General features: G+C 38.4%; 22 protein-coding genes. 18 read left to right on the forward strand and 4 right to left on the reverse strand.

Annotated elements, in window-relative coordinates:
- Positions 1 to 56 precede the first annotated feature (56 nt).
- The 14 genes from OCV31_RS05175 to OCV31_RS05245 all read left to right on the forward strand — a co-directional run bounded on the left by OCV31_RS05175 (position 57) and on the right by OCV31_RS05245 (position 14,052).
- Positions 57 to 371, forward strand: coding sequence for a YdcP family protein (locus OCV31_RS05175; RefSeq protein ID WP_000420682.1), 315 nt, complete (start codon positions 57 to 59; stop codon positions 369 to 371).
- Between the two features lie 15 nt (positions 372 to 386).
- Positions 387 to 773, forward strand: a complete 387-nt coding sequence (locus tag OCV31_RS05180; RefSeq protein WP_000985015.1) for a YdcP family protein — start codon at positions 387 to 389, stop codon at positions 771 to 773.
- A gap of 28 nt (positions 774 to 801) precedes the next feature.
- Positions 802 to 2,187: an FtsK/SpoIIIE domain-containing protein gene (locus OCV31_RS05185; protein ID WP_000813488.1), complete on the forward strand. Its 1,386-nt coding sequence runs from the start codon at positions 802 to 804 to the stop codon at positions 2,185 to 2,187.
- 177 nt (positions 2,188 to 2,364) lie between these two features.
- Positions 2,365 to 3,570 carry a MobT family relaxase gene (gene mobT / locus OCV31_RS05195; RefSeq protein ID WP_000398284.1) on the forward strand — a complete coding sequence of 402 codons (1,206 nt, stop codon included), beginning with the start codon at positions 2,365 to 2,367 and terminating at the stop codon, positions 3,568 to 3,570.
- Positions 3,571 to 3,612: 42 nt separating this feature from the next.
- Positions 3,613 to 3,834 carry a hypothetical protein gene (locus OCV31_RS05200; protein WP_001009056.1) on the forward strand — a complete coding sequence of 74 codons (222 nt, stop codon included), beginning with the start codon at positions 3,613 to 3,615 and terminating at the stop codon, positions 3,832 to 3,834.
- Positions 3,835 to 3,950: 116 nt separating this feature from the next.
- Positions 3,951 to 4,448 carry an antirestriction protein ArdA gene (locus tag OCV31_RS05205; RefSeq protein ID WP_000342539.1) on the forward strand — a complete coding sequence of 166 codons (498 nt, stop codon included), beginning with the start codon at positions 3,951 to 3,953 and terminating at the stop codon, positions 4,446 to 4,448.
- Positions 4,423 to 4,929, forward strand: coding sequence for a conjugal transfer protein (locus tag OCV31_RS05210; protein WP_000506270.1), 507 nt, complete (start codon positions 4,423 to 4,425; stop codon positions 4,927 to 4,929). The genes OCV31_RS05205 and OCV31_RS05210 overlap by 26 nt, the downstream gene beginning before the upstream one ends.
- Entirely contained in the window at positions 4,913 to 7,360 is a 2,448-nt protein-coding gene (gene tcpF, locus OCV31_RS05215; protein ID WP_000331160.1) for a conjugal transfer ATPase TcpF, read from the forward strand. Before OCV31_RS05210 ends, tcpF begins: the two co-directional genes overlap by 17 nt.
- Positions 7,361 to 7,362: 2 nt before the next feature.
- On the forward strand, positions 7,363 to 9,540 hold the full coding sequence (locus OCV31_RS05220; protein ID WP_000804748.1) for a CD3337/EF1877 family mobilome membrane protein: 2,178 nt from the start codon (positions 7,363 to 7,365) through the stop codon (positions 9,538 to 9,540).
- Positions 9,537 to 10,538, forward strand: a complete 1,002-nt coding sequence (locus OCV31_RS05225) for a bifunctional lytic transglycosylase/C40 family peptidase (protein ID WP_000769868.1) — start codon at positions 9,537 to 9,539, stop codon at positions 10,536 to 10,538. The genes OCV31_RS05220 and OCV31_RS05225 overlap by 4 nt, the downstream gene beginning before the upstream one ends.
- Before the next feature lie 14 nt (positions 10,539 to 10,552).
- Entirely contained in the window at positions 10,553 to 11,470 is a 918-nt protein-coding gene (locus OCV31_RS05230) for a conjugal transfer protein (protein WP_000975335.1), read from the forward strand.
- A 274-nt stretch (positions 11,471 to 11,744) separates the two neighbouring features.
- The gene (locus tag OCV31_RS05235; protein WP_011058339.1) at positions 11,745 to 11,831 is read left to right on the forward strand and encodes a tetracycline resistance determinant leader peptide; all 87 of its coding nucleotides are present in this window, start codon (positions 11,745 to 11,747) and stop codon (positions 11,829 to 11,831) included.
- Positions 11,832 to 11,846: 15 nt separating this feature from the next.
- Positions 11,847 to 13,766, forward strand: coding sequence for a tetracycline resistance ribosomal protection protein Tet(M) (gene tet(M), locus OCV31_RS05240; protein ID WP_000691736.1), 1,920 nt, complete (start codon positions 11,847 to 11,849; stop codon positions 13,764 to 13,766).
- Between the two features lie 118 nt (positions 13,767 to 13,884).
- Positions 13,885 to 14,052 (forward strand): cysteine-rich KTR domain-containing protein, encoded by a 168-nt coding sequence (locus OCV31_RS05245; RefSeq protein ID WP_000336323.1) that lies wholly within the window; start codon positions 13,885 to 13,887, stop codon positions 14,050 to 14,052.
- 59 nt (positions 14,053 to 14,111) lie between these two features.
- Here the strand turns inward: OCV31_RS05245 and OCV31_RS05250 are convergent, their stop codons facing one another.
- Complete coding sequence (locus OCV31_RS05250; protein WP_001227347.1) at positions 14,112 to 14,465, reverse strand: helix-turn-helix transcriptional regulator; 354 nt, start codon at positions 14,463 to 14,465, stop codon at positions 14,112 to 14,114.
- 504 nt (positions 14,466 to 14,969) lie between these two features.
- On the opposite strand from OCV31_RS05250, the gene OCV31_RS05255 reads away from it, so the two are divergent.
- The 4 genes from OCV31_RS05255 to OCV31_RS05270 all read left to right on the forward strand — a co-directional run bounded on the left by OCV31_RS05255 (position 14,970) and on the right by OCV31_RS05270 (position 17,586).
- The gene (locus OCV31_RS05255; RefSeq protein WP_005957428.1) at positions 14,970 to 15,395 is read left to right on the forward strand and encodes a sigma-70 family RNA polymerase sigma factor; all 426 of its coding nucleotides are present in this window, start codon (positions 14,970 to 14,972) and stop codon (positions 15,393 to 15,395) included.
- Complete coding sequence (locus OCV31_RS05260; protein ID WP_001224508.1) at positions 15,392 to 15,622, forward strand: helix-turn-helix domain-containing protein; 231 nt, start codon at positions 15,392 to 15,394, stop codon at positions 15,620 to 15,622. The genes OCV31_RS05255 and OCV31_RS05260 overlap by 4 nt, the downstream gene beginning before the upstream one ends.
- 461 nt (positions 15,623 to 16,083) lie before the next feature.
- Positions 16,084 to 16,287, forward strand: coding sequence for an excisionase (locus tag OCV31_RS05265; protein ID WP_000814510.1), 204 nt, complete (start codon positions 16,084 to 16,086; stop codon positions 16,285 to 16,287).
- An 81-nt stretch (positions 16,288 to 16,368) separates the two neighbouring features.
- On the forward strand, positions 16,369 to 17,586 hold the full coding sequence (locus tag OCV31_RS05270) for a tyrosine-type recombinase/integrase (protein ID WP_001291569.1): 1,218 nt from the start codon (positions 16,369 to 16,371) through the stop codon (positions 17,584 to 17,586).
- Positions 17,587 to 17,793: 207 nt separating this feature from the next.
- Here OCV31_RS05270 and OCV31_RS05275 read toward each other — a convergent pair whose 3' ends face one another.
- The 3 genes from OCV31_RS05275 to OCV31_RS05285 all read right to left on the reverse strand — a co-directional run bounded on the left by OCV31_RS05275 (position 17,794) and on the right by OCV31_RS05285 (position 20,660).
- Complete coding sequence (locus OCV31_RS05275) at positions 17,794 to 17,997, reverse strand: hypothetical protein (protein WP_068367200.1); 204 nt, start codon at positions 17,995 to 17,997, stop codon at positions 17,794 to 17,796.
- A 1-nt stretch (position 17,998) separates the two neighbouring features.
- Positions 17,999 to 18,967: a ParB/RepB/Spo0J family partition protein gene (locus OCV31_RS05280; RefSeq protein ID WP_108831251.1), complete on the reverse strand. Its 969-nt coding sequence runs from the start codon at positions 18,965 to 18,967 to the stop codon at positions 17,999 to 18,001.
- Between the two features lie 118 nt (positions 18,968 to 19,085).
- Positions 19,086 to 20,660 carry a CAP domain-containing protein gene (locus OCV31_RS05285; RefSeq protein ID WP_068455153.1) on the reverse strand — a complete coding sequence of 525 codons (1,575 nt, stop codon included), beginning with the start codon at positions 20,658 to 20,660 and terminating at the stop codon, positions 19,086 to 19,088.
- Positions 20,661 to 20,917 lie beyond the last annotated feature (257 nt).

The raw sequence follows: 20,917 nt of genomic DNA on the forward strand, positions 1-20,917 counted from the left end.
CTTTAAGACCATCAAACATTCATTCAGCCAATAAAAAAGAAAGGATAGGTAAAAATATGGAACTTAAATTTGTGATTCCCAACATGGAAAAAACATTCGGCAATTTAGAATTTGCTGGCGAGGATAAAGTCGTTCAGCGAAGAATCAACGGACGGCTAACTGTCTTATCAAGAAGCTATAATCTCTATTCTGATGTTCAAAGAGCAGATGATATTGTGGTGGTGCTTCCTGCTGAAGCTGGCGAAAAACATTTCGGCTTTGAGGAACGTGTGAAGTTAGTCAATCCACGTATTACCGCAGAGGGCTACAAAATCGGCACTCGTGGTTTTACAAATTACCTTTTACATGCTGACGACATGATAAAAGAATAAAGAAAGAGAGGAAAAATGATGAGATTAGCAAATGGCATTGTATTAGATAAAGACACGACTTTTGGAGAATTGAAATTCTCTGCTCTACGTCGTGAAGTGAGAATCCAAAATGAAGACGGGTCGGTTTCAGATGAAATCAAGGAACGTACCTATGACTTAAAATCCAAAGGACAAGGACGCATGATTCAAGTAAGTATTCCTGCCAGCGTGCCTTTGAAAGAGTTTGATTATAACGCACGGGTGGAACTTATCAATCCCATTGCGGACACCGTTGCTACTGCCACCTATCAAGGAGCAGATGTTGACTGGTATATCAAGGCAGACGATATTGTGCTGACAAAGGATTCTAGTTCATTCAAAGCTCAACCACAAGCAAAGAAAGAACCGACACAAGACAAATAGTCGCTAGGTAGAAAGGAGACTTTTTCGCATGAAACAGCGTGGTAAAAGGATTCGCCCATCTGGTAAAGATTTAGTCTTTCATTTTACGATAGCGTCACTCCTGCCTGTTTTCCTGCTGGTTGTCGGACTGTTTCATGTGAAGACAATCCAGCAGATCAACTGGCAGGATTTTAACCTATCACAAGCAGATAAGATTGACATTCCCTATTTAATTATCAGTTTCAGTGTCGCAATTCTTATCTGCTTGCTGGTAGCGTTTGTATTCAAACGGGTTCGCTATGATACGGTTAAACAACTTTACCACCGTCAAAAACTGGCAAAGATGATACTTGAAAACAAGTGGTATGAATCTGAACAGGTCAAAACAGAGGGTTTCTTTAAAGATAGTGCTGGTCGTACAAAGGAAAAGATAACCTACTTCCCTAAAATGTATTATCGACTTAAAAATGGCTTGATACAGATACGGGTGGAAATCACGCTGGGAAAATATCAAGACCAACTCTTACACTTGGAAAAGAAATTAGAGAGTGGCTTGTACTGTGAGCTGACGGATAAAGAGTTAAAGGATTCCTATGTGGAATATACTTTGCTCTATGACACCATAGCCAGTCGTATTTCTATTGATGAAGTAGAAGCTAAAGATGGTAAACTTCGCTTAATGAAAAACGTATGGTGGGAATATGATAAGCTCCCTCATATGTTGATTGCTGGTGGTACAGGTGGCGGTAAAACTTACTTTATACTGACACTGATTGAAGCCTTGCTTCATACAGATTCAAAACTGTATATTCTTGACCCGAAAAATGCTGACCTTGCGGACTTAGGTTCTGTGATGGCAAATGTCTACTATAGAAAAGAAGACTTGCTTTCTTGCATTGAAACATTCTATGAAGAAATGATGAAACGTAGTGAGGAAATGAAGCAGATGAAGAACTATAAGACTGGCAAAAATTATGCTTACTTAGGTCTCCCGGCACACTTCTTAATCTTTGATGAATACGTCGCTTTCATGGAAATGCTGGGAACAAAAGAAAACACCGCAGTTATGAATAAGCTGAAACAGATTGTCATGTTAGGTCGTCAAGCTGGCTTCTTTCTAATACTGGCTTGTCAACGTCCAGACGCAAAATATTTAGGCGACGGAATCCGTGATCAGTTTAATTTCAGAGTGGCTTTAGGTCGTATGTCTGAAATGGGCTATGGCATGATGTTTGGCAGTGACGTACAAAAGGATTTCTTCTTAAAGCGAATCAAAGGTCGTGGCTATGTTGATGTAGGAACAAGTGTCATATCAGAGTTTTATACTCCCCTTGTACCAAAAGGATATGATTTCTTGGAGGAAATTAAAAAGTTATCCAACAGCAGACAGTCCACGCAGGCGACGTGCGAAGCGGAAGTCGCAGGTGTGGACTGATCTTGCTGGCTGGTGTGGCAATAGCCACGCCAGCACTTAACCCCCCGTATCTAACAGGGGGGTACAAATCGACAGGAAACAGTCAAAAAAACATTAGAAAATCCTTTGGTTACAAGGGATTTACAAAATTTCAGCGTATGTCAAATGGGCTTTAAAAGTTGACATACGCCTTTTTGATTGGAGGGATTTTTACTGAATGAACAAACTTGGTTACAGCATTTAAAAGAAAAACGCTTGGCTTATGGACTATCTCAAAACCGTTTAGCTGTTGCGACTGGTATTACAAGGCAGTATCTAAGCGATATTGAAACAGGAAAAGTCAAGCCATCAGAGGATTTACAGCAGTCCCTTTGGGAAGCTCTGGAACGCTTCAATCCCGACGCTCCCCTTGAAATGCTGTTTGATTATGTAAGGATTCGCTTTCCGACAACAGACGTACAGCAGGTGGTCGAAAACATCTTACAACTGAAACTGTCCTATTTTCTTCATGAGGACTATGGTTTCTATTCTTATTCAGAGCATTATGCTTTAGGCGACATATTCGTCCTTTGCTCCCATGAACTGGACAAAGGAGTTCTGGTGGAATTGAAAGGTCGTGGGTGCAGACAATTTGAAAGCTATCTTCTGGCACAACAAAGAAGCTGGTATGAGTTCTTTATGGACGTTTTGGTGGCTGGCGGTGTGATGAAACGCCTTGACCTTGCCATTAACGATAAGACAGGGATTTTGAATATCCCTGTACTCACTGAAAAGTGCCAACAGGAAGAATGTATCTCCGTCTTCCGCAGTTTTAAAAGCTATCGCAGTGGCGAACTGGTACGCAAAGAGGAAAAGGAATGTATGGGAAACACCCTCTATATCGGTTCATTACAAAGTGAAGTTTATTTCTGTATCTATGAAAAGGACTACGAGCAGTACAAGAAAAATGATATTCCCATTGAAGACGCAGAAGTAAAAAACCGTTTTGAGATTCGATTGAAAAATGAGCGTGCCTATTATGCAGTCCGTGATTTACTCGTCTATGACAATCCAGAGCATACCGCCTTTAAAATTATCAATCGGTATATCCGTTTTGTAGATAAAGACGATTCCAAACCTCGTTCTGATTGGAAACTGAATGAAGAATGGGCTTGGTTTATTGGGAACAATCGTGAACGATTAAAACTAACCACAAAACCAGAGCCTTACTCCTTCCAAAGGACGCTGAACTGGCTATCTCATCAAGTTGCCCCGACCTTAAAGGTTGCGATTAAACTTGATGAAATCAACCAGACGCAGGTTGTAAAAGACATTCTCGACCATGCGAAACTGACAGACCGACACAAGCAGATTTTGAAGCAACAGTCAGTAAAAGAACAGGACGTGATAACAACAAAAAAATAACTCAAATACAAATTCATTGAATATAGAGAGGAGAACATTTTTATGAATTTTGGACAAAACCTTTATAACTGGTTTCTATCAAACGCTCAATCACTGGTGCTTTTAGCAATCGTTGTGATTGGCTTGTATCTTGGCTTCAAGCGTGAGTTTAGCAAACTGATTGGCTTTTTAATTATTGCGATTATTGCGGTTGGCTTAGTCTTCAACGCTGCTGGAGTAAAAGACATTTTACTAGAGCTATTCAATCGCATTATTGGTGCTTAAATAAAACCGTTCTTTTGTGGAATATAAGTGGTTTTCTTATGTTCCGCAAAGGAATGGTACACCAAACGAAGTGCGGTAGGGATTTTTGAATCTCTACAAAGAAAGGACGTGAATATATGGACGATATGCAAGTCTATATTGCGAATTTAGGCAAATACAATGAGGGCGAATTGGTCGGTGCGTGGTTTACCTTTCCCATTGACTTTGAGGAAGTCAAAGAGAAAATCGGCTTGAATGATGAATATGAGGAATACGCCATTCATGACTACGAGTTACCCTTTACGGTTGACGAATACACTTCCATTGGCGAACTCAATCGACTATGGGAAATGGTATCGGAATTACCCGAAGAATTACAATCGGAGCTATCTGCTCTGCTCACTCATTTTTCAAGCATTGAAGAACTAAGCGAACATCAAGAGGATATTATCATTCATTCCGATTGTGATGATATGTATGACGTGGCACGCTACTACATTGAAGAAACGGGTGCTTTAGGCGAAGTACCAGCTAGTCTTCAAAACTATATTGATTATCAAGCCTATGGTCGGGATTTAGACCTTTCAGGAACGTTTATCTCAACCAATCATGGGATTTTTGAAATCGTCTATTAAATCTGTCGGTACATTACTACTGGCAGATTTTCTATTTTACGGGGTGGCTCAATCAGCTACCCCTATTTTTTATGAAAGGATTGATTACATGAAGAAAATACGAAGCTATACCAGTATCTGGTCTGTGGAAAAGGTACTGTATTCTATCAATGATTTTAGACTTCCGTTTCCCATAACCTTTACGCAAATGACATGGTTTGTCGTGTCACTCTTTGCAGTGATGATACTTGGCAACTTGCCCCCTCTTTCCATGATAGAGGGAGCATTTCTCAAATACTTTGGGATTCCTGTGGCTTTCACATGGTTTATGTCTACAAAAACTTTTGATGGTAAAAAGCCTTATGGATTTTTGAAGTCTGTCATTGCTTATGCACTGCGACCAAAGCTGACCTATGCAGGAAAAAAAGTAACGCTTGGCAGAAACCAGCCACAAGAAGCCATTACAGCAGTTAGGAGTGAATTTTATGGCATATCCAATTAAATACATTGAAAACAATCTCGTCTGGAATAAAGACGGGGAATGTTATGCTTACTATGAGCTTGTTCCTTACAATTACTCATTTCTAAGTCCAGAACAGAAAATACAAGTGCATGATTCTTTCAGACAGCTTATCGCACAAAATCGTGATGGCAAAATTCATGCTTTACAAATCAGTACAGAATCCAGCATACGTTCTGCACAAGAGCGTTCCAAAAATGAAGTCACTGGCAAGCTCAAAGCGGTTGCCTATGACAAAATCGACCAACAGACAGACGCTTTAATATCCATGATTGGCGAAAATCAAGTGAACTACCGTTTCTTTATCGGCTTTAAGTTGCTTCTCAACGATCAGGAGTTTTCTATGAAAAGTCTTACCGTTGAAGCAAAAAATGCTTTGTCTGATTTTGTCTATGATGTGAACCATAAGCTGATGGGCGATTTTGTTAGTATGAGTAATGATGAAATCCTGCGTTTTCAGAAGATGGAAAAGCTCTTAGAAAATAAAATCTCTCGTCGTTTCAAAATCCGCAGGTTAGATAAGGACGACTTCGGCTATCTGATTGAACACCTTTACGGACAGACAGGCACTGCCTATGAAGAGTATGAGTACCATCTATCAAAGAAAAAGCTGGATAATGAAACGCTGATTAAATACTATGACTTGATTAAGCCTACTCGCTGTTTGGTGGAAGAAAAACAGCGATATTTGAAAATCCAGCAGGAAGATGAAACCGTCTATGTAGCTTACTTTACCATTAACAGCATTGTCGGAGAACTGGACTTCCCGTCCTCTGAAATCTTCTACTACCAGCAACAGCAATTTACATTCCCGATTGATACGTCAATGAATGTGGAAATTGTAGCGAATCGTAAAGCCCTATCTACTGTCCGCAATAAAAAGAAAGAACTGAAAGACTTGGATAACCACGCTTGGCAAAGTGATAATGAAACCAGCTCCAATGTGGCGGAAGCTCTGGAAAGTGTGAATGAGCTGGAAACCAATTTAGACCAAAGCAAGGAATCTATGTACAAGCTGTCTTATGTGGTAAGGGTATCAGCAAATGATCTTGACGAACTCAAACGTCGTTGTAATGAAGTGAAAGATTTTTATGACGATTTAAGCGTAAAACTGGTACGACCATTTGGGGATATGCTCGGCTTACATGAAGAATTTTTACCTGCCAGCAAGCGTTATATGAATGATTATATTCAATACGTGACCTCTGATTTCCTCGCTGGTTTAGGTTTTGGTGCTACTCAAATGCTGGGGGAAAATGAGGGGATTTATGTTGGCTACAGCTTAGATACTGGACGCAATGTCTATCTGAAACCTGCTCTTGCCAGTCAAGGGGTTAAGGGTTCAGTAACCAATGCGTTAGCGTCGGCTTTTGTTGGTTCGCTGGGTGGTGGTAAATCCTTTGCGAATAACCTTATCGTCTATTATGCGGTGCTTTATGGGGCACAAGCAGTGATTGTAGACCCAAAAGCAGAACGTGGCAGATGGAAAGAAACCTTGCCAGAGATTTCCCATGAAATCAATATCGTCACTCTGACTTCTGATGAGAAAAACAAAGGCTTACTTGACCCTTATGTGATTATGAAAAATCCCAAAGATTCTGAATCACTGGCTATTGATATTCTGACATTCCTTACGGGGATTTCCTCTCGTGATGGGGAACGCTTCCCAATCCTTAGAAAAGCCATTCGTGCAGTAACCAATAGTGAAGTACGAGGGTTGATGAAAGTGATTGAGGAATTACGGGTTGAGAATACGCCACTAAGTACCAGTATAGCCGACCATATCGAAAGTTTTACAGACTATGACTTTGCACATTTATTATTCAGTAATGGTTATGTGGAGCAGTCTATCAGCTTAGAAAAACAACTGAACATTATACAGGTTGCGGACTTGGTACTTCCCGACAAGGAAACTTCCTTTGAGGAATATACCACTATGGAGCTTTTATCCGTTGCTATGCTGATTGTCATTAGTACCTTTGCTTTAGACTTTATCCATACAGACCGAAGCATTTTCAAGATTGTAGATTTAGACGAAGCATGGAGCTTTTTACAGGTAGCACAAGGAAAAACACTATCTATGAAGCTGGTTCGGGCTGGTCGTGCTATGAACGCTGGGGTATATTTCGTGACCCAAAATACAGACGACCTCTTAGATGAAAAACTGAAAAATAACCTCGGCTTAAAATTTGCATTTCGTTCCACTGACCTTAACGAGATTAAAAAGACCTTAGCCTTTTTTGGTGTAGACCCAGAGGACGAAAACAATCAGAAGCGATTGCGTGATTTGGAAAACGGGCAATGCCTTATCAGTGATTTATATGGTCGTGTCGGTGTGATACAGTTCCACCCTGTATTTGAAGAACTGCTCCATGCCTTTGATACCAGACCACCTGTGCGAAAAGAGGTGTAAATGTGAAACCATCAATAGTAAACAGAATAAAATCAAACTGGACGCTGAAACGTCTAGGTAAAGTGGCAATGACAGTGGCTTTCACACTTGTGATTGCCATTTTTCTTTTAGCCATGCTGGGAACGGTGGTTCAAGCTGCGGGCTTGGTAGATGATACGGTCAATGTGGCAAATGAATACAGCCGATACCCACTTGAAAACTATCAACTGGATTTTTATGTGGATAATAGCTGGGGCTGGCTTCCGTGGAACTGGTCGGACGGGATTGGAAAACAGGTCATGTATGGACTATATGCCATTACCAATTTTATTTGGACAATCAGTTTGTATGTTTCCAATGCGACAGGTTACTTAGTACAGGAAGCCTATTCCTTAGACTTCATTTCCGCTACAGCAGATTCCATTGGTAAGAATATGCAGACCTTAGCTGGTGTGAGTGCAAACGGATTTTCAACAGAGGGTTTCTATGTTGGATTCCTCTTACTCTTGATTTTGGTTCTTGGGGTTTATGTTGCCTATACGGGACTGATAAAGAGAGAAACCACAAAGGCAATTCATGCCATTATGAATTTTGTGCTGGTGTTTATCCTATCGGCTTCCTTTATTGCCTACGCTCCCGACTACATTAAAAAAATCAATGACTTTTCATCAGACATCAGTAATGCCAGTTTATCACTTGGCACGAAGATTGTCATGCCCCATTCCGATAGTCAAGGCAAGGACAGCGTGGACTTAATCAGAGATAGCCTGTTTTCCATACAGGTTCAGCAACCGTGGCTACTGCTTCAATACAACAGTTCAGACATTGAAAGTATCGGTATTGACCGTGTGGAAAGCCTGCTCTCCACCAGCCCAGATTCCAACAATGGCGAAGACAGAGAAAAAATTGTTGCGGAAGAAATTGAAGACAGAAGCAATACCAATCTAACCATTACAAAGACCATTAACCGTTTAGGTACAGTCTTCTTCCTATTTGTCTTCAATATTGGGATTTCCATATTTGTATTCCTATTAACAGGAATCATGATTTTCTCGCAGGTACTTTTTATCATCTATGCTATGTTTCTGCCTGTGAGCTTTATTTTAAGCATGATTCCATCATTTGATGGTATGTCAAAACGAGCCATAACAAAGCTCTTTAATACCATTTTGACACGAGCTGGAATCACATTGATTATTACGACAGCATTTAGTATTTCAACCATGCTCTATACCTTATCGGCTGGTTATCCGTTCTTTTTGATTGCTTTTCTACAGATTGTGACCTTTGCAGGAATCTACTTCAAGCTGGGCGATTTAATGAGTATGTTTTCTCTACAGAGTAACGATTCTCAAAGTGTGGGAAGTCGTGTGATGAGAAAACCTCGTATGCTTATGCACGCTCACATGCACCGTCTACAGCGGAAACTTGGACGTTCCATGACTACTCTAGGGGCTGGGTCTGCCATTGTTACAGGTAAAAAAGGACAGTCGGGTTCGGGGAGTTCTGCAAGGACACAAGCAGATCACTCCCGACCAGACGGAAAGGAAAAATCAACACTTGGAAAACGTATCGGTCAAACCATCGGTACAGTAGCTGATACCAAAGACAGAATGGTAGACACTGCTAGTGGTTTGAAAGAACAGGTTAAAGATTTGCCGACCAATGCAAGATATGCAGTATATCAAGGAAAATCCAAAGTAAAAGAGAATGTCCGTGATTTAACCAGTAGTATTTCTCAAACCAAAGCGGACAGAGCCAGTGGACGCAAGGAACAGCAGGAACAAAGGCGAAAAACCATTGCGAAGCGTCGCTCTGAAATGGAACAGGTCAAACAGAAAAAACAGCCTGCTTCTTCTGTTCATGAAAGACCGACTACAAGACAAGAACAATATCATGATGAACAGACCTCAAAACAGTCTAATATTCAGACTTCATATAAGGAATCTCAACAAGCCAAACAAGAGCGTCCAGCAGTTAAGTCCGATTTTTCAAGTCCAAAAGTGGAACGCCAAGGCAATACCGTTCAAGAAAAAACCGTTCAAAAGCCAGCAACTTCAACCACTACAGCAGATAGAACTTCACAACGTCCAATCACAAAAGAACGTCCGTCTACTGTTCAAAGAGTACCACTACAAAATACAAGAAGTAGACCACCAATCAAAACCGCCACCATTAAGAAAGTCGGTAAGAAACCATGAAGTTGAAAACTTTAGTGATTGGTGGTTCTGGATTATTCTTGATGGTCTTCTCACTGCTTCTGTTTGTTGCCATTTTATTTTCAGATGAACAGGACAGCGGAATTTCCAATATTCATTATGGAGGTGTGAATGTTTCCGCAGAAGTGCTGGCTCATAAGCCTATGGTAGAAAAATATGCCAAAGAATATGGCGTTGAAGAATATGTCAACATACTTCTTGCGATTATACAGGTGGAATCGGGCGGTACTGCGGAAGATGTTATGCAGTCCTCGGAATCCCTCGGTCTTCCACCTAATTCATTGAGTACAGAAGAATCCATTAAGCAAGGTGTGAAGTATTTCAGTGAATTATTAGCCAGTAGCGAAAGGCTCAGTGTAGATTTAGAATCGGTTATCCAGTCCTACAATTATGGTGGTGGTTTCTTAGGGTATGTGGCTAATCGTGGAAATAAATATACCTTTGAACTGGCTCAAAGTTTCTCAAAAGAGTATTCAGGTGGCGAAAAAGTGTCTTACCCCAATCCCATAGCCATACCTATCAATGGGGGCTGGCGATACAACTATGGCAATATGTTTTATGTGCAACTGGTAACGCAGTATCTTGTCACAACAGAGTTTGATGATGATACGGTACAAGCCATCATGGACGAAGCACTGAAATATGAGGGCTGGCGATACGTTTACGGTGGAGCTTCCCCGACTACTTCTTTTGATTGTAGCGGACTGACACAATGGACGTATGGAAAAGCTGGAATTAACTTACCACGAACCGCACAACAGCAATATGATGTGACCCAGCATATCCCACTATCGGAAGCACAAGCTGGCGATTTGGTTTTCTTTCATTCTACCTATAACGCTGGCTCTTATATTACTCATGTTGGGATATACCTTGGCAATAACCGTATGTTTCATGCAGGCGACCCAATCGGTTATGCCGACTTAACAAGCCCCTACTGGCAACAGCATTTAGTGGGAGCAGGACGAATCAAACAATGAGAAAGGAAGATTTAATGATGAAATTTAGAAAAAATCAGAATAAAGAAAAACAGATACCAAAGGAAAAGAAACCTCGTGTCTACTATAAGGTCAATCCTCATAAAAAGGTTGTGATTGCCTTGTGGGTACTTTTAGGGCTTAGTTTCAGCTTTGCGATATTCAAGCACTTTACAGCTATAGATACTCATACTATTCACGAAACAACTATCATAGAAAAGGAATACGTTGATACTCATCATGTAGAAAATTTTGTAGAGAACTTTGCGAAAGTCTACTATTCATGGGAGCAATCCGATAAGTCCATTGATAATCGAATGGAAAGTCTAAAAGGCTATCTGACAGATGAACTTCAAGCTCTCAATGTTGATACAGTACGCAAAGATATTCCTGTATCGTCTTCTGTAAGAGGATTTCAGATATGGACGGTAGAGCCAACTGGCGACAATGAGTTTAATGTAACCTACAGTGTAGACCAGCTCATTACAGAGGGAGAAAATACAAAGACCGTCCACTCTGCTTATATAGTGAGTGTCTATGTAGATGGTTCTGGAAATATGGTACTGGTTAAGAATCCGACCATTACCAACATACCTAAGAAATCAAGTTATAAACCAAAAGCCATTGAAAGTGAGGGGACGGTTGATTCCATTACAACCAATGAAATCAATGAGTTTTTAACGACGTTCTTCAAGCTCTATCCTACAGCGACAGCCAGTGAACTTTCCTACTATGTGAATGACGGGATATTAAAACCAATCGGAAAAGAGTACATCTTTCAAGAACTGGTAAATCCTATTCACAATCGTAAGGATAATCAAGTCACGGTATCGCTGACAGTGGAGTATATCGACCAGCAGACCAAAGCAACGCAGGTATCTCAATTTGATTTGGTACTTGAAAAGAACGGGAGTAATTGGAAGATTATAGAATAACAAATATTGGTACATTATTACAGCTATTTTGTAATCACGTACTCTCTTTGATAAAAAATTGGAGATTCCTTTACAAATATGCTCTTACGTGCTATTATTTAAGTATCTATTTAAAAGGAGTTAATAAATATGCGGCAAGGTATTCTTAAATAAACTGTCAATTTGATAGTGGGAACAAATAATTGGATGTCCTTTTTTAGGAGGGCTTAGTTTTTTGTACCCAGTTTAAGAATACCTTTATCATGTGATTCTAAAGTATCCAGAGAATATCTGTATGCTTTGTATACCTATGGTTATGCATAAAAATCCCAGTGATAAAAGTATTTATCACTGGGATTTTTATGCCCTTTTGGGTTTTTGAATGGAGGAAAATCACATGAAAATTATTAATATTGGAGTTTTAGCTCATGTTGATGCAGGAAAAACTACCTTAACAGAAAGCTTATTATATAACAGTGGAGCGATTACAGAATTAGGAAGCGTGGACAAAGGTACAACGAGGACGGATAATACGCTTTTAGAACGTCAGAGAGGAATTACAATTCAGACAGGAATAACCTCTTTTCAGTGGGAAAATACGAAGGTGAACATCATAGACACGCCAGGACATATGGATTTCTTAGCAGAAGTATATCGTTCATTATCAGTTTTAGATGGGGCAATTCTACTGATTTCTGCAAAAGATGGCGTACAAGCACAAACTCGTATATTATTTCATGCACTTAGGAAAATGGGGATTCCCACAATCTTTTTTATCAATAAGATTGACCAAAATGGAATTGATTTATCAACGGTTTATCAGGATATTAAAGAGAAACTTTCTGCCGAAATTGTAATCAAACAGAAGGTAGAACTGTATCCTAATATGTGTGTGACGAACTTTACCGAATCTGAACAATGGGATACGGTAATAGAGGGAAACGATGACCTTTTAGAGAAATATATGTCCGGTAAATCATTAGAAGCATTGGAACTCGAACAAGAGGAAAGCATAAGATTTCAGAATTGTTCTCTGTTCCCTCTTTATCATGGAAGTGCAAAAAGTAATATAGGGATTGATAACCTTATAGAAGTTATTACTAATAAATTTTATTCATCAACACATCGAGGTCCGTCTGAACTTTGCGGAAATGTTTTCAAAATTGAATATACAAAAAAAAGACAACGTCTTGCATATATACGCCTTTATAGTGGAGTACTACATTTACGAGATTCGGTTAGAGTATCAGAAAAAGAAAAAATAAAAGTTACAGAAATGTATACTTCAATAAATGGTGAATTATGTAAGATTGATAGAGCTTATTCTGGAGAAATTGTTATTTTGCAAAATGAGTTTTTGAAGTTAAATAGTGTTCTTGGAGATACAAAACTATTGCCACAGAGAAAAAAGATTGAAAATCCGCACCCTCTACTACAAACAACTGTTGAACCGAGTAAACCTGAACAGAGAGAAATGTTGCTTGATGCCCTTTTGGAAATCTCAGATAGTGATCCGCTTCTACGATATTACGTGGATTCTACGACACATGAAATTATACTTTCTTTCTTAGGGAAAGTACAAATGGAAGTGATTAGTGCACTGTTGCAAGAAAAGTATCATGTGGAGATAGAACTAAAAGAGCCTACAGTCATTTATATGGAGAGACCGTTAAAAAATGCAGAATATACCATTCACATCGAAGTGCCGCCAAATCCTTTCTGGGCTTCCATTGGTTTATCTGTATCACCGCTTCCGTTGGGAAGTGGAATGCAGTATGAGAGCTCGGTTTCTCTTGGATACTTAAATCAATCATTTCAAAATGCAGTTATGGAAGGGATACGCTATGGTTGCGAACAAGGATTATATGGTTGGAATGTGACGGACTGTAAAATCTGTTTTAAGTATGGCTTATACTATAGCCCTGTTAGTACCCCAGCAGATTTTCGGATGCTTGCTCCTATTGTATTGGAACAAGTCTTAAAAAAAGCTGGAACAGAATTGTTAGAGCCATATCTTAGTTTTAAAATTTATGCGCCACAGGAATATCTTTCACGAGCATACAACGATGCTCCTAAATATTGTGCGAACATCGTAGACACTCAATTGAAAAATAATGAGGTCATTCTTAGTGGAGAAATCCCTGCTCGGTGTATTCAAGAATATCGTAGTGATTTAACTTTCTTTACAAATGGACGTAGTGTTTGTTTAACAGAGTTAAAAGGGTACCATGTTACTACCGGTGAACCTGTTTGCCAGCCCCGTCGTCCAAATAGTCGGATAGATAAAGTACGATATATGTTCAATAAAATAACTTAGTGTATTTTATGTTGTTATATAAATATGGTTTCTTGTTAAATAAGATGAAATATTTTTTAATAAAGATTTGAATTAAAGTGTAAAGGAGGAGATAGTTATTATAAACTACAAGTGGATATTGTGTCCTGTATGTGGAAATAAAACACGATTAAAGATAAGGGAAGATACTGAATTAAAAAAATTCCCCCTCTATTGTCCGAAATGCAGACAAGAAAATTTAATTGAAATAAAGCAGTTCAAAGTAACTGTGATTACAGAGCCAGACGCAAAGACGCAGAGCCGATAAAATGAGATTAATACAATCTCATTTTATCGGCTCTTTCCGTTATGTATGGATTCTTTTAATTAGTCTTCGATGTTTCTTGCTTCGTTGATACCGCTGGCTAAAGATTCCATTAAGGATAGTTCTTTGTCTGTAAAGCTATCCATGTATTTCTCTATCTGTAATCGTCGGGTGCTTTTTACCAAGTTATTAGCAGGTAAGAAAAATTCATCAACGGAAACATGAAGTAACGATACAAGGTCATAAAGAACTTGTATGCTGGGGTGTTGCCCTTTATTTTCAATATTAGTTAAGTACCGTGGGTCAATTTCAATCAATGCTCCCACTTGTTCACGAGTTAAACCTCGTTTCAATCGAGCTTCTTTAATGGCTAAACCAAAGGCTCTAAAATCATATTTATCTTCTTTTTTACGCATAGTAGACCACCTCTATACATTTTATTGTTCCTACTGAATTAAAAACAGGTATAGAAAAACGTGTTATATGGTTTATAGGTTTATATTTAATAAAAAGCACTACTAAACGCCAATAAAAAAAACCGTTATATGGTAGTGCTATTTACGCTGTTAAAATATTGTATATTACTTCCAAATGGCGGTTTGTTGGAGGTCAACGTCGCCATGAAGTACATCATATACAATAAATTTCCTTACATTGGGTTCTTGTCAAAAAAAGTCGTCTATCTGCAATAGATAAGTACGTCCACCAATGTGGTTTTATAAATCATATAGATAGAATAACAGAAGCATGTAAACAGAGAAATAAATCTGTTTATATGCTTTTTTGGCTATTCAGAACTTTTTTACAAAGTTTATTTATCAGTAATGCAACAAATCCCCCTTTCACATTGGGACTAAGAGTGAAAGGAGATAAACGAGCAAGGCTCACTTCCTTTCCTAGATAGAAAGGGGGTGAGAAACATGAAACCATCTTCTTTTCAGACCACAATAGAAAATCAGTTTGACTATATCTGTAAACGTGCTATGGAAGACGAGCGAAAGAATTATATGCTTTATCTTTCAAGGATTGCAAAGCGTGAGGTGTCCTTTTCGGATGTTGGCGATTATCTTGTTAGCCAGTTTGCGACAACAGATAACTATTCAACTGACTTTCAGATTTTTACACTCAATGGGTTATCAGTAGGCGTTGAAAATGATTTGTTGAGTGAAGCATTACGTGAGTTGCCAGACAAGAAACGTGAAATTCTACTGCTGTTTTACTTTATGGACATGAGCGATTCAGAAATTGCAGACCTGTTGAAATTGAACCGTTCTACTGTCTATCGGCATAGAACCAGTGGACTAGCCTTAATCAAGAAGTTTATGGAGGAGGAAAACGAAGAATGAGAAAAGAATATTCCAGAATTCCATTCCCATTGATTGTAAAGGCTTGTGATGGCGATACAGAAGCGATTAACCAGATTCTACATTATTACAGAGGGTACATTGCTAAACGCTCTCTACGGTTGATGAAAGATGAATATGGCAATCAAAGTATGGTCGTTGATGAGGTCTTACGTGGACGAATGGAAACCAGGTTGATTACAAAAATCCTGTCATTTGAGATTGAGTAGCACCGATTTATCTCTCTTTTCGTGGAAGTGCGGACGAGCTTTCCATACTTCCCGATTGGGGAGGTTTGTTATTCCATCAAAGCATATTGTCTTTCAGTATGTTTTGATAGGCTGACAAGCCATCTGTTCTTTGAAAACTGAATAACAGCAGTCGAATACATTTCGATAAGAAAAGAGCCAACGGAGCTGACCGCCATGACCTGCCCTGTAAAGATAGCGAGCGATTCATGTCAGTGATCCGAGAAGTAATCTTTAGCAGGATTGCCAGCGAAGACATTCTTATCGTAATAATGATACTCCTGTATCGTCATAGTCCGAGCGTTAAAAGCGTCGCAGGCAATGAGTACAGTTGGACGAGAACCGTGCAAGGGTGGAACTCCCGTGAGCTTTGCTAAAGCTGTTCGATTGCTTGTAAAACTACTTTTATGAAATCTAACGTGTGATTGGGAAAGGAGGATTTTATGAAGCAGACAGATATTCCTATCTGGGAGCGTTATACCCTGACCATTGAAGAAGCGTCTAAGTATTTCCGTATTGGCGAAAATAAGCTCCGTCGTTTGGCAGATGAAAATAAAAATGCTGATTGGCTGATTATGAATGGCAATCGTATTCAGATAAAGCGAAAACAGTTTGAAAAAATTATTGATAAATTGGACGCAATCTAGCGTCGCCAAAGGGTCTTGGATATGATAAAATAGCATTAAGTCGTATCAAGGCTCTTTCCATTTTGGAAAGGAGCGAAAGCCATGTCAGAGAAAAGACGTGACAATAAAGGTCGCATTTTAAAGACTGGGGAGAGCCAACGAAAAGACGGAAGATACTTATATAAATATGTAGATTCATTTGGAGAACCGCAATTTATCTACTCATGGAAACTGGTGGCTACAGACAGAGTACCAGCAGGAAAGCGTGATTGTGTTCCTCTTCGGGAAAAAGTTGCGGAGCTACTGAAAGACATTCATGATGGCATTGATGTTGTAGGAAAGAAAATGACACTTTGTCAGCTTTACGCAAAGCAGAATGCTCAAAGACCCAATGTGAAGAAAGGCACGCAAACTGGACGGAAATATCTGATGGATATTTTGACAAAGGACAAGTTAGGTGCAAGGAGCATAGACAGCATTAAACCGTCTGACGCTAAAGAATGGGCGATTAGAATGAGTGAAGATGGATATGCTTATCAAACCATCAATAACTATAAGCGTTCTTTAAGGGCTTCATTCTATATTGCGATTGAAGACGATTGTGTTCGGAAGAATCCCTTTGACTTCCAGCTAAATACCGTCATTGATGATGATACTGTTCCTAAAGTCGCATTGACAACGGAGCAGGAAGAAAAGCTGTTATCCTTTGCGAAAGCTGATAAGACCTACAGCAAGAATTATGATGAAATCCTGATACTCTTAAAAACGGGTCTTCGTATTTCAGAGTTTGGCGGTCTGACACTTCCAGATTTGGATTTTGAAAATCGTCTTGTCAAGGTAGACCATCAGTTACTACGAGATACTGAAAATGGATACTACATTGAAACTCCCAAGACTAAAAGTGGCGAACGACAAGTTCCTATGGTTGAAGAAGCCTATCAAGCGTTTCAGCGAGTGCTGGCGAATCGGAAGAACCGTAAATGTGTTGTGATTGATGGTTATAGTAATTTCCTTTTTCTCAATGGGAAAGACTATCCTAAAGTGGCAAGTGATTACAATGGTATGTTGAAAAACCTTGTCAAGAAATACAATAAATATCATGAGGATAAGCTACCCCATATCACTCCACACATTTTGCGTCATACGTTCTGCACTAACTATGCAAATGCAGGAATGAACCCAAAAGCATTGCAGTACATTATGGGGCATGCGAATATAAACATGACGCTGAACTATTACGCACATGCTACATTCGATTCTGCTATGGCAGAGATGAACCGCTTGGAAAAAAAGAAACAGCAGGAACGTCTTGTTGCTTAGTAGTACAGATGAATTTACTACTAATTTACCACTTCTGACAGCTAAGACATGAGGAAATATGCAAAGAAACGTGAAGTATCTTCCTACAGTAAAAATACTCGAAAGCACATAGAATAAGGCTTTACGAGCATTTAAGAAAATATAAAAAGATAATTAGAAATTTATACTTTGTTTCAAAGAAAAAAGAGATAACATTGATTAACAGTTTCATTTCTCCACCTCTTCTTCTCTCGCATTGGGATTCTCGGATTGAAAGACGTTTATTAACTCCTCTATGTCTTCCTTTGTTGCATAAGATTTAGCAAAAAGAAAGGCAGTCGATCGATAGGATAAAAAACGGTTTCTTTCTTTATTTTTTTGCTTCCATTTTTTCGTTGCACGCATTTGGCTTTTAGATGTTTTCTTTTCCATCCTAAACTCCCTTGCCGTGCAATTTTTCTATTACGTCTGATAGGATTCTACGATCAATAGGATTCAAATTTTCTTTATTTAAGTTCATTGTTAGATCATAGATAGATTGAACTTTCGGATTTGCTTCCTCACCTGCTCGCTCGTTATATCTTTCGTTGTAGTCGTGTATATTTATTGCAATATTTCTAATCTTGAATATTTGACTTTGATTTGTATTTAAATCAGTTAGCCTTATTTTTTTCTTCGATTGTGGCTCAATTTTATAACCGTTTAAAGTCGATTCATTGTGTACCATATCGAAAATAACGGTTTCTATTTCGTCTATACTTTTCCCGGAAAAACGATTGTTTTTTTTAGGATTATTTTCATCATTAATAAATAACTCGCTTACTGCGTCAGGTATAAACTCTTTGTAATTATCTATTATACTAAGAGCTTCTTTAACATTAATTTTTCCTGATAAAAAAGACTTCATATCGTCTTCTCTTAAATTGTTTTTTATTTTTGTATAGTCAGCTACTTGACGTTCTTTTAATCCTATATTTTCAGCAATAAGCTTTCTAGTAAGTCCCTTTACCGATGGGTCTAGCTTTTTTAATTCCTTAATATACTTTTCTAGAAAAACTATTTCACGGTATTTATCTTGTACAGATCGATTATTTTCATCATGGTTTGATTGCACAACGGCTATTTTAGCTTTTATGAGATCTAGGGAATTTTCAATCGGGAACAGAATACAAGGTACCATTGCGTCACCATGTATTGCTATTTTTGCTCTGCGATGTCCATCAATAATTGTATATTTGCCACTAGGATTCTCATATACTAATAAAGGTTTTTGGATTCCATATTGATCTATACTTTCTCTAAGTTTTTCATCATCCTCCGGATCCCTTTCATAAATTAGATTCTCTGGATCGATTAGAAGATCCTCGGGATCTAAAAGAATAATATTATTTGTTTCATTCATGTTAAGTTCCTTCTCCGTTTATTATTACTGTAATTATATCAGATAAATGTGCAATGACACCTATCTATGAGAGAGAACTTATAGTTATATGAGCCTCGCTTAACGCAAGGCTCTTGTTTTATTGTTCACTACTATCAGTCGGTGCTGCTTCTTCAGGAGACGCGACGATTTCGTTTGTGTTTCCGTCTTTGTTTATTTCTTCTTCGATCTTTGTTTTAACTTCTGCAACTAAAGCCTTCTCTTCCTTAGTGAAGGAAGTTTCCTTGGCTTCAGATTGTACTACGGATTCAGATTCTCCATTGATTTCATCGGTGATTTGACCTTTTACATCGTCAATCAGTTTCTTTTCTTCTTCATCCTTTCGTTCCTCAGCTATTTTTTGTTTTTCTGTTTCGTCAAAAGTATATTTTTCCTTACCTTTTAAATCTTTTCCGTATAGTTGTACAACAACGACTCGAGATACACCGCTATCTTCGTAGTTGCCTACTCCTACGCCTACGTTCCTGTCATACTCATTATGCTTCATAACCTCATTGTGTACAGGAGAATTAATAAAGTTATCCAAAGCACGTTTCATTTCTGATTCAGATAAAGTCCCACGTATATTCTGAATATTTTCACCGGCAAAGTCGTTCATTTTCTTAATTGCATCGCCATTCGTTCGAGTATGGCTAATGGTTCCGGTCGTCATTTTTTCATATACAATTTCAGCAACACGTTCTTTTGCAATTTTGACTAGTTCTTTATTGTCTTTGACTTTAGGAAGCCCGTTTTCTTTTCTGTAGTTATTCAAAAGATCGAGATGTTTTTGAGCCATAGCCTCATCATATCGAACTTTAACAGTAGCGGTTTTTCCATCTTTTAATTTGACGGTTATCTCTTCATATACGATTTCAGGCGTTTGTTCTGGGCTTTCATCTTGTTCTTTTTTATCAGAGTTCTCACCTTTTGAATTGAAGAGCTTATCAAAAGCTTCGTTGTCTTTGCTTAGATCGTCATAGATCTTTTTGTTAGATTCTTCATCTTTCAGAATGTCCAGGAGATCTAAAGTGCCTTCTTCTTTTTCCTTGGGTTCTTCAGGTCTTGTTCCAGGTTCTTCTGTTCCAGGGGTTTCTACACTGAAATCAAACAGTTTATCAAATACTTCGTTATCTTTGCTTAGATCATCATAAATCTTCTTATTCGATTCTTCATCTTTCAGAATGTCCAGGAGATCTAAAGTGCCTTCTTCTTTTTTCTTGGGTTCTTCAGGTCTTGTTCCAGGTTCTTCTACAGCTTTCGAATCTTTAACTGTGTCTTCGTCTTTCGTTAAGATATTACGAACATAATAGGTTCTGCCGGAGTCATATGCTTCTAATAGATTCTTTAGAGCTTGTTCATTTACTCCTTCGTTAGAGTAAATTACGTTAGATAAAGAAATTTCTAAGCCATTAACTAAAGCAGTCTTCTGATTTAACTTTAAGTGAATAATTTTTCCATCCTTTTCAAGAATTAGGACGCCATCTTTAACAATTACTTTAAATCCCATTTTTTCTAAGTCTGCAATTTTCAAATACTTAATTCCATTAATTTGAATCTTCTTGTCATTCGCATTCACAGGAGCATGGTTGGCATACGCTACCCCTGCTGAAGAGAGCATAGTTGTAGCTAATGTTACGGACAATACACTTTTGACTAACATTTTCTTTTTCATTTTAAACCTCCATACGAAATGTGATTGAGTTATATCTTGGTTAGATGATATCATGTGCGATTGCACATATCAACTAAGATTTTGTAAATTCTTCAGATTATGTTTTTAATCTTAGTGTAATAAAAACGATTCAAGCTTCGTTCGTAAAGCTATCTCTTCAAAAGTGAATGGATAAAAGAGTCATTAATCATTTTCTTTATTACACTAAAAGGGAGTAAATTACTAAATATTTAGGTTCTATCTTGAACCTACATGAA

Origin of the sequence: Aedoeadaptatus acetigenes, from assembly GCF_025566985.1 — a bacterium.
Classification (GTDB): domain Bacteria; phylum Bacillota; class Clostridia; order Tissierellales; family Peptoniphilaceae; genus Aedoeadaptatus; species Aedoeadaptatus acetigenes.

What these genes read in the sequence shown, in the direction of transcription:
- OCV31_RS05250 (WP_001227347.1), bottom strand. Translation starts at nt 14,465, where the DNA reads ATGCGTAAAAAAGAAGATAAATATGATTTTAGAGCCTTTGGTTTAGCC.
- OCV31_RS05225 (WP_000769868.1), top strand. Translation starts at nt 9,537, where the DNA reads ATGAAGTTGAAAACTTTAGTGATTGGTGGTTCTGGATTATTCTTGATG.
- OCV31_RS05285 (WP_068455153.1), bottom strand. Translation starts at nt 20,660, where the DNA reads ATGAAAAAGAAAATGTTAGTCAAAAGTGTATTGTCCGTAACATTAGCT.
- OCV31_RS05275 (WP_068367200.1), bottom strand. Translation starts at nt 17,997, where the DNA reads ATGGAAAAGAAAACATCTAAAAGCCAAATGCGTGCAACGAAAAAATGG.
- OCV31_RS05205 (WP_000342539.1), top strand. Translation starts at nt 3,951, where the DNA reads ATGGACGATATGCAAGTCTATATTGCGAATTTAGGCAAATACAATGAG.
- OCV31_RS05280 (WP_108831251.1), bottom strand. Translation starts at nt 18,967, where the DNA reads ATGAATGAAACAAATAATATTATTCTTTTAGATCCCGAGGATCTTCTA.
- OCV31_RS05210 (WP_000506270.1), top strand. Translation starts at nt 4,423, where the DNA reads ATGGGATTTTTGAAATCGTCTATTAAATCTGTCGGTACATTACTACTG.
- OCV31_RS05200 (WP_001009056.1), top strand. Translation starts at nt 3,613, where the DNA reads ATGAATTTTGGACAAAACCTTTATAACTGGTTTCTATCAAACGCTCAA.
- OCV31_RS05230 (WP_000975335.1), top strand. Translation starts at nt 10,553, where the DNA reads ATGATGAAATTTAGAAAAAATCAGAATAAAGAAAAACAGATACCAAAG.
- OCV31_RS05185 (WP_000813488.1), top strand. Translation starts at nt 802, where the DNA reads ATGAAACAGCGTGGTAAAAGGATTCGCCCATCTGGTAAAGATTTAGTC.
- OCV31_RS05270 (WP_001291569.1), top strand. Translation starts at nt 16,369, where the DNA reads ATGTCAGAGAAAAGACGTGACAATAAAGGTCGCATTTTAAAGACTGGG.
- OCV31_RS05235 (WP_011058339.1), top strand. Translation starts at nt 11,745, where the DNA reads ATGCTTTGTATACCTATGGTTATGCATAAAAATCCCAGTGATAAAAGT.
- OCV31_RS05265 (WP_000814510.1), top strand. Translation starts at nt 16,084, where the DNA reads ATGAAGCAGACAGATATTCCTATCTGGGAGCGTTATACCCTGACCATT.
- OCV31_RS05175 (WP_000420682.1), top strand. Translation starts at nt 57, where the DNA reads ATGGAACTTAAATTTGTGATTCCCAACATGGAAAAAACATTCGGCAAT.
- OCV31_RS05255 (WP_005957428.1), top strand. Translation starts at nt 14,970, where the DNA reads ATGAAACCATCTTCTTTTCAGACCACAATAGAAAATCAGTTTGACTAT.
- OCV31_RS05260 (WP_001224508.1), top strand. Translation starts at nt 15,392, where the DNA reads ATGAGAAAAGAATATTCCAGAATTCCATTCCCATTGATTGTAAAGGCT.
- tcpF (WP_000331160.1), top strand. Translation starts at nt 4,913, where the DNA reads ATGGCATATCCAATTAAATACATTGAAAACAATCTCGTCTGGAATAAA.
- OCV31_RS05180 (WP_000985015.1), top strand. Translation starts at nt 387, where the DNA reads ATGATGAGATTAGCAAATGGCATTGTATTAGATAAAGACACGACTTTT.